The organism is Streptomonospora sediminis (assembly GCF_054778995.1).
On record NZ_BAAGYZ010000046.1, the window covers coordinates 1 to 6,928 of the forward strand.

The window sequence follows — 6,928 nt, forward strand, 5'->3', positions numbered from 1 at the left end:
CCGTTACCGATGATGCCGACCTGCCCGTCCAACTTGACGTAATTCAGCCCCTTCTCCTTGGCCTTGACCTCGAGGGGATCGCCTTCGGCTGCGAAGGCGAGGCTCTCCAGGTCCTGGCGGAAGGCTGCGTTCTCGTCCAGCGTGACCTTGCCGTCCAGAGCGACGACGCGGCCGTCGCCGGTCAGGATCATGGGGTTGACCTCGACCAGGGTGGCGTCACGGCCGGCACACACGTCCCAGAGCTTGCCGATGATTTCGGCGGCGCCCTGTGCGGCGGCCTCCGGGAGCTTGCCCTGGCGGACGATCTCGGCGGCGACCTCGGATGTCGCGCCCGTGAGGGCGTCGACGGCGACCTTGGCCACGGCGTCGGGGTTGGTCTCGGCGACCTCCTCGATCTCGACGCCGCCCTCGGCGGAGCAGATCGAGAGGAAGGTGCGGTTGGCCCGGTCCAGCAGGAAGGAGAAGTAGTACTCCTCGGCGATGTCGCTGGCTTCCTCGATCAGGACGCGGTGGACCGTGTGGCCCTTGATGTCCATCCCGAGGATCTGCTCGGCCTTGGCCTCGGCGTCGGCCGCGTCGTCGGCGACCTTGACACCGCCGGCCTTGCCGCGGCCACCGGTCTTGACCTGCGCCTTGACAACGACGCGGGTCTTGCCCGCGGCAGCGAACTCGTCGGCGATGGCACGGGCCTCTGCGGCCGTGCTCGCCACCTTCCCCTGGGGTACCGGTACCCCGTATTCTGCGAAGAGTTGCTTCGCCTGGTATTCGAACAGGTCCACGAGGGTCCGTCCTTGTTAATCGCTGGCTGCAGTGGTGTGCGGAGGACGGGTTCGATCCGCGGGAACCTCGCGGCGGTGCGCCGCGTTGAAACAGCTCGAACCGCCAACCGCAACGTTCGAAAAGCTTAGCTCTCCCGCCGCTTGACGGTTGACACCGGCCCTTCGGTGACCAGTCGGATCAATGCCGGAATCCCCCGGGCTGAGCCCTGGCCCGGCCACCGCGTGAGAATCGGTGTGAGTATTCGCACCAGTGCTAACAGGGTTTTCGCTCCGGTTGCCCCGGTAGCTCTGGTCGTTCCGCTTGTTCCGGCCGCGCGAGCGGGTGCCCGCCCGGCGCGCCGTCTCCGGTACCGGGCCCCGCTGCCGCAGCACCGCTCAGGCCAACTGCTCCCAGCCCATCCGCACCAGCAGCGCGAGCACGACGACCACCAGCACCACGCGCACGAACCCCGATCCCCTGCTCAGCACCATGCGGGCGCCGATCTGGGCGCCGATGATGTTGCACACCGCCAGGCCGAGGCCCAGCAGCCACAGCACGTCGCCGTTCCAGGCGAACACCGCGAGCGCGCCGAGGTTCGTCGCCGTGTTGACCACCTTTGCCGAGGCGGAGGCGCTCACGAAGTCCAGACCCACCACGGTGGTCAGCACCATGATCAGGAAGGTGCCCGTGCCCGGGCCGACGATGCCGTCGTAGAACCCGACGCCCGCTCCGGCCAGCAGCACCGCCACGGCGATGCGGCGGCGGGTCAGCAGCGCCGGATCGGCCGCCGTACCCATCGCGGGGCGGATGACGACCAGGACCAGCACCACCGCCAGCACGACCATCACCGTGGGGCGCAGGGCGGCCGACGAGATCGACCCGGCCAACGCCGCGCCGCCTCCGGCGCACACCAGCGCCAGTGCCGCGGTCGGCCAGACGACCCGGGGGTCGGGGCGCACCCCGCGGATGTAGGTGACCGCGGCCGAGGCGGTGCCCAGGATCGCCGTGAGCTTGTTGGTGCCGAGCAGGGGCGCCACCGGGGAGCCGGGGAATGCCACGAGCATCGCCGGGAGCATCAGCAGGCCGCCGCCGCCCACGACGGCGTCGATCCAGCCCGCGGCCAGGGCGGCCGCCAGGAGCAGGGCGATGACCTCGGCACCGGTTTCCACGCCGCTACCGCCGGGGGCGCTGCGCGCAGGCTGCGTTGGCAGCGCCGGGGCCGGCGCCCGGCTGCTGCCGGGCCGGCCGTTCGCGGGGCCGAGACCGCGGCGCCGACATTAGTGGTTCGGGCGGGCGGTCACGGGAATCAGCGCAGTAAAAGGCCACAAAAAGGACAGCTTACCGCTGAGTCGCCTGCACCGCGCCGTCCGCCCCACCTAAGCGGATCGGACGCCCGCCCGCGGGCGGCGGTGGCAGGCGGTGGGTGGAGCCGGTGCCGGCCCGGGTCAGCCCGCGGTGCCGCCGGTCTTCGCGCGCAGCGGGCTGATGTTGTTGCGCACCCAGTCGCTGATCTCCGTGGTGGGCGTGCCCGGGGTGAACACCTTGCCCACACCCAGGGCCTCCAGCTCGGGAACGTCGGCCTCGGGGATGATGCCGCCGCCGAAGACCGTGATGTCCTCGGCGCCGTGCTCGGCCAGCAACTCCATGACCCGGCCGAAGATCGTCAGATGCGCGCCGGAGAGCACCGAGAGCCCGATCGCGTCGGCGTCCTCCTCCAGAGCCGCGTTGACGACCATCTCCGGCGTCTGGCGCAGCCCCGTGTAGATGACCTCGACACCGGCGTCGCGCAGCGCCCGGACCACGACCTTCACCCCGCGGTCGTGGCCGTCGAGCCCGGGTTTGGCGACGACGACCCGCACCGCCGATGATGCGCCCATGTGCGTCCCTCCTGTGCGATTGCGCCGGTTGGCGGCCGCCGGCGACCGGCACGCACCCGCCACCGGCGGACCCGCCAACGAAGAGTAACCGACATCACCGGAATTTGAACGGGCGAGGGCCGGGTAGCCCTCCCGCATGAGCGACGACCTGGCCTTTCTGGAGCGACTGGAAACACCTGAACTGCGCGACCGAGCGGTATCTCTGGCCCGGCGCCGCTGGGACGTCCGCTTCTTCTGGCGGCTGCTGGAACTGCTCCCCGCCGCCGAAGCCGCCGCAGGCAACCTGGAGGCAAGCGAGGCGGGCGTCAGCCGGGCCTCAGGGCTGTTCTACGACGCGCTGGGTGCCGAGGACGACCCGCGCGTGCAGGAGGCACTGCGCCCGGTCTACATCGACTACCTGAGCAAGCACGGCGCCTCCGGCGAGGAGGCGGCCGGCCCGGCCGATGGCACGGACCGCTCCACCGCCGAAACGCCGAACGGCTCCGCCGAAGACGCGGCCGACTCCGGCCAAGATCCGAACGGTCGCACCTGACGAAAAGACATAGCGGCAGGCACAGGGCCGTCGGTACCGTCCTCTGAGAAACAGCAACAGATGCGTGCGAGTCCGACGCGATCCCATATAGCGGGCAACGGGTACAACCGTTTCGTGGACGGCCCGCACGCGGATGCGCGGGCCAGGAACGGACGGGACGGATCGGGACGGATGTCGCAGCGGTTGCGCAACATATGGCAGGAGACGCAGGCGGCATTCGAGCGCGGCTGGTACGAGTACGGCGGCGGCCGGGTCGACCTGTCCGCCCACCTCGACCCGATGCGCGCGGGCACGCGCCTCTACCTGCCCGACGAACTGCACGCGATTCCCACGCCCAAAGGCTCAGCGGCGGACCGCCGGGCGACCGCCTTCGAGGTGACGGAGGAAAGCACGCTGGCGGCCGCCATCCGCCTGGCGCCGGCGGGCCCGCCCGCCGTGCTCAACTTCGCGTCGGCGCGCAACCCCGGCGGCGGTGTGGCCAACGGGGCCCGATCGCAGGAGGAGAGTCTTGCCCGCTCCAGCGCGCTGTACGACTCGCTCACCCGCTGCCCGCAGTTCTATGCGTTCCACCGCGACCAGCGCACCCTGCTGTACAGCGACCGCATCATCTACTCGCCGCACGTGCCCGTTTACCGCCGCGACGACGGCTCCTGGCTGCCCGAGCCCGTGATCGCCGCGTTCCTGACCGCGGCCGCACCCAACCGCCGGATGATCGAGCGCAACCAGCCCGCGGACACGCCCCGCATCGCCGAGACGCTGACCGCTCGCGCCAGGGGCGTGCTGGCGGTGGCCGCGGCCCAGCGCGAGCGCGTGCTGGTGCTGGGTGCGTGGGGATGCGGAGTGTTCGGCAACGATCCCGAGGAAGCGGCCCGCGCATTCGCCGTCCACCTGCGCGGCGAGTTCGCCGGCGTCTTCGACCGGGTGGTCTTCGCCATCCTGGACCGCGACGAGTCGGTGCGCCGCCCTTTCGAGCGGGAGTTCGCCGCCGGGTGAGCTGAGCGCCGGACCGCTCGCCGAGTCGTCGGGCGGGTGGGCGGGTGGGCGGTCGTGGCTTGGTGGGCCGGCGGCTTGGCCGGCGCGGCGCGGCCCGTGCGCTCGGAGCCCGGCCCACGGGGTGCAGCCGCGGTGTCGAGTCCGCGGTCCGGGGGTGCAGTGTCGGGGTCCGCAATCGGGCGAAACCCGCCCCCGCCGGTTCCGCCGACCGCCATGCGACGAACCACCCATCCCCATGTCCGAAATCCGCTAGCGTGGCATAGATGTGCAGACCATGATGGGTGGCGTGATGGATGACGATCAGCGCTATCTCGCGGTCCGCAGCGGCGACACGCGCTTCGACGGTGTCTTCTACGTCGGGGTGACCAGCACCGGCATCTACTGCCGGCCGAGCTGCCCCGCGGTCACACCCAAACGGCGGAACACCAGGTTCTTCCCGTCAGCGGCAGCCGCGCAGCGGAGCGGATTCCGCGCATGCAAGCGCTGCCGGCCCGACGCCTCGCCCGGCTCACCCGAGTGGAACGTGCGCGGCGACACGGTCGGCCGCTCCATGCGGCTGATCGCGGACGGCGCCGTAGACCGCGACGGGGTCGCCGGGCTGGCCGCCCACCTGGGCTACAGCGAGCGCCAGCTCAACCGGCTCCTCGTGGCCGAACTCGGTGCGGGGCCGCTCGCCCTGGCCCGCGCCCAGCGGGCGCAGACCGCGCGGGTGCTCATCGAGACCACCGACCTGCCGATGAGCGAGATCGCCTTCGCAGCGGGATTCGCCAGCATCCGGCAGTTCAACGACACGGTGCGCGAAGTGTTCGCGCGTTCCCCCAGCGAACTGCGGCACCGCCCCTGGCCGACGCCCTCGACTGCGAACGGCAGCGGTGACGGCGTCTTCCAGGCGTCCTCGGAACCGGGTACTGTCACCCTGCGGCTGCCGCTGCGCCCGCCGATCGACCTCGACCACCTCTTCGCCTTCCTGAAAGCGCGGGCGGTCCCCGGCGTCGAGGAGGTCGAAGGCAACGTGTACCGCCGCGTGCTGAACCTGCCGCACGGCATCGGCACCGTGCACATCTCGGGCGACGGCGCCTCCGATTACGTGCAGTGCCGACTCTGCCTGGACCTGATCAAAGACCTGGGGACGGCGGTGCAGCGGTGCAGGCGGCTCCTTGACCTCGACACCGACCCGCGTGCCGTGGCCGACGTGCTCGGCGCCGAGGGCAGCCCGCTGGCCGGGCCAGTCGCGGAGCGGCCCGGGCTGCGCGTGCCCGGGCACGTCGACCCGGCCGAATCGGCGGCCCGCGCCGTCGTCGGACAGCAGATCTCGGTGGCGTCCGCCCGCACCGTGGCGGGCCGCCTTGTCGAGCGCTTCGGGAAACCGCTGGACTTCCCCAACAGCGGTGTGACGCACACGTTCCCGCTCCCCGAGGTGCTCGCCGACACCGCGCCGGAAGAGCTGCCGATGCCGGCAGGCCGCGCCAAGGCGCTCATCCGGCTCAGCAAGGCGATCGCCGATGGCGAGATCGACCTCGGCCCCGGAGCCGACCGCGAAGCCGCGGCAGCCCGGCTGCGGGAGCTTCCCGGGATCGGGCCGTGGACGGCCGACTACATCCGCATGCGCGCCCTCGGCGACCCGGACGTGTTCCTCGGCACCGACCTGGGCGTGCGCCGGACACTGGAACGGCTCGGCTACGCCGGCGACCCGCGCTCCGCAGAACGGACGGCGCAGGCCTGGCGGCCGTGGCGTTCCTACGCGACCCACCACCTCTGGGCGGCGGCAGCGGCGGCCCAAGACAACTCCCGGTCCCAGCACGGACCCCACGAACAACAGCACAAGGATGGCGACCATGACGGCACACCCGCACACGACCCAGGACACGCTGCCCCTGGAGGTGGCCGAGCCGGAAAGCGCACAAACCGCTCCGGTGGAGTTCGCAAATCCCGGCAGCGGGACACCACTGTTTGACCTGGTGTCCTCGCCACTGGGGGAGTTGCTGCTCCTCGGCGACGGGCAGGCGCTGACAGGCCTGTACATGAACCCGCACGAACGGTTCGCTCAGCAGATCGAGTCCGAGTGGAGCCGCGACCCGGCGGCACTGCGCGAGGCCGCCGAACAACTCGGGGCCTACTTCGCCGGCGAGCTGCGGCGGTTCACCTTTCCGCTGGCGCCGAAAGGCACCGCGTTCCAGCGCACCGTGTGGCGGGCGCTGACGGCCATCCCTTACGGCCGGACCGCCACCTACGGCGAGATCGCCCGCACGATCGGCCAACCGAACGCCTCACGAGCGGTGGGCATGGCCAACAACCGCAACCCGATTTCCATCGTGGTGCCCTGCCACCGTGTGATCGGCGCCAATGGCGCCATGGTCGGCTACGGCGGCGGAATCTCCCGCAAGGAAAGCCTGCTCCGCCTGGAGCGGGGGGCCGGGCTCGGTTGAGCGACTACGGGTGAGGGCGTCCCCATCGGTTGGAGGACGTCGGGGCGCCCCACCGGATCCGGGCATAAAAAAAGGGGGCGGGCCCCAAAGGACCCACCCCCAATTCCACAAAAAAATGCGGCGGCAACCTACTCTCCCACCCCCACCATGAAGGCAGTACCATCGGCGCAAAGAGACTTAACGACCGGGTTCGGAATGAGACCGGGTGTGACCCTCCCGCTATAACCACCGCAAACCAAACACCCCAACCAACCACCACACCACCCCCAACAACAAGGGGGCCACCCATGCGGCAATCAACCAGGGCAAAACCCGTGAACAATGTGCGCGAACACCCAGCA

Annotated in this window: 7 protein-coding genes and 1 rRNA gene; 4 read left to right on the forward strand and 4 right to left on the reverse strand. The window is 70.9% G+C overall.

All coding sequences use genetic code 11. From position 1 onward, the window contains the following. From ACYVD5_RS11335 to ACYVD5_RS11345, 3 genes are all read right to left on the reverse strand, one after another. A partial coding sequence (locus tag ACYVD5_RS11335) for an ATP-grasp domain-containing protein (RefSeq protein ID WP_461000942.1) occupies positions 1 to 779 on the reverse strand: 779 nt, incomplete at its 3' end. A 375-nt stretch (positions 780 to 1,154) separates the two neighbouring features. Next, positions 1,155 to 1,928 (reverse strand): TSUP family transporter, encoded by a 774-nt coding sequence (locus ACYVD5_RS11340; protein WP_461000943.1) that lies wholly within the window; start codon positions 1,926 to 1,928, stop codon positions 1,155 to 1,157. Positions 1,929 to 2,204: 276 nt separating this feature from the next. After that, entirely contained in the window at positions 2,205 to 2,636 is a 432-nt protein-coding gene (locus tag ACYVD5_RS11345) for a cobalamin B12-binding domain-containing protein (protein ID WP_461000944.1), read from the reverse strand. Between the two features lie 136 nt (positions 2,637 to 2,772). Between ACYVD5_RS11345 and ACYVD5_RS11350 the strand changes: the two genes are divergently transcribed. The 4 genes from ACYVD5_RS11350 to ACYVD5_RS11365 all read left to right on the forward strand — a co-directional run bounded on the left by ACYVD5_RS11350 (position 2,773) and on the right by ACYVD5_RS11365 (position 6,587). Further along, positions 2,773 to 3,168: a hypothetical protein gene (locus ACYVD5_RS11350; protein WP_461000945.1), complete on the forward strand. Its 396-nt coding sequence runs from the start codon at positions 2,773 to 2,775 to the stop codon at positions 3,166 to 3,168. A 171-nt stretch (positions 3,169 to 3,339) separates the two neighbouring features. Beyond that, positions 3,340 to 4,161 (forward strand): TIGR02452 family protein, encoded by an 822-nt coding sequence (locus ACYVD5_RS11355; RefSeq protein WP_461000946.1) that lies wholly within the window; start codon positions 3,340 to 3,342, stop codon positions 4,159 to 4,161. A gap of 289 nt (positions 4,162 to 4,450) precedes the next feature. Then, positions 4,451 to 6,115, forward strand: a complete 1,665-nt coding sequence (locus ACYVD5_RS11360; RefSeq protein ID WP_461000948.1) for an AlkA N-terminal domain-containing protein — start codon at positions 4,451 to 4,453, stop codon at positions 6,113 to 6,115. 4 nt (positions 6,116 to 6,119) lie between these two features. Then, positions 6,120 to 6,587, forward strand: a complete 468-nt coding sequence (locus ACYVD5_RS11365) for a methylated-DNA--[protein]-cysteine S-methyltransferase (protein WP_461000947.1) — start codon at positions 6,120 to 6,122, stop codon at positions 6,585 to 6,587. A gap of 115 nt (positions 6,588 to 6,702) precedes the next feature. Here the strand turns inward: ACYVD5_RS11365 and rrf are convergent. Beyond that, positions 6,703 to 6,820 (reverse strand): 5S ribosomal RNA (rrf, locus tag ACYVD5_RS11370). Positions 6,821 to 6,928: the final 108 nt, after the last annotated feature.

What these genes read in the sequence shown, in the direction of transcription:
- ACYVD5_RS11345 (WP_461000944.1), bottom strand. Translation starts at nt 2,636, where the DNA reads ATGGGCGCATCATCGGCGGTGCGGGTCGTCGTCGCCAAACCCGGGCTC.
- ACYVD5_RS11350 (WP_461000945.1), top strand. Translation starts at nt 2,773, where the DNA reads ATGAGCGACGACCTGGCCTTTCTGGAGCGACTGGAAACACCTGAACTG.
- ACYVD5_RS11355 (WP_461000946.1), top strand. Translation starts at nt 3,340, where the DNA reads ATGTCGCAGCGGTTGCGCAACATATGGCAGGAGACGCAGGCGGCATTC.
- ACYVD5_RS11360 (WP_461000948.1), top strand. Translation starts at nt 4,451, where the DNA reads ATGGATGACGATCAGCGCTATCTCGCGGTCCGCAGCGGCGACACGCGC.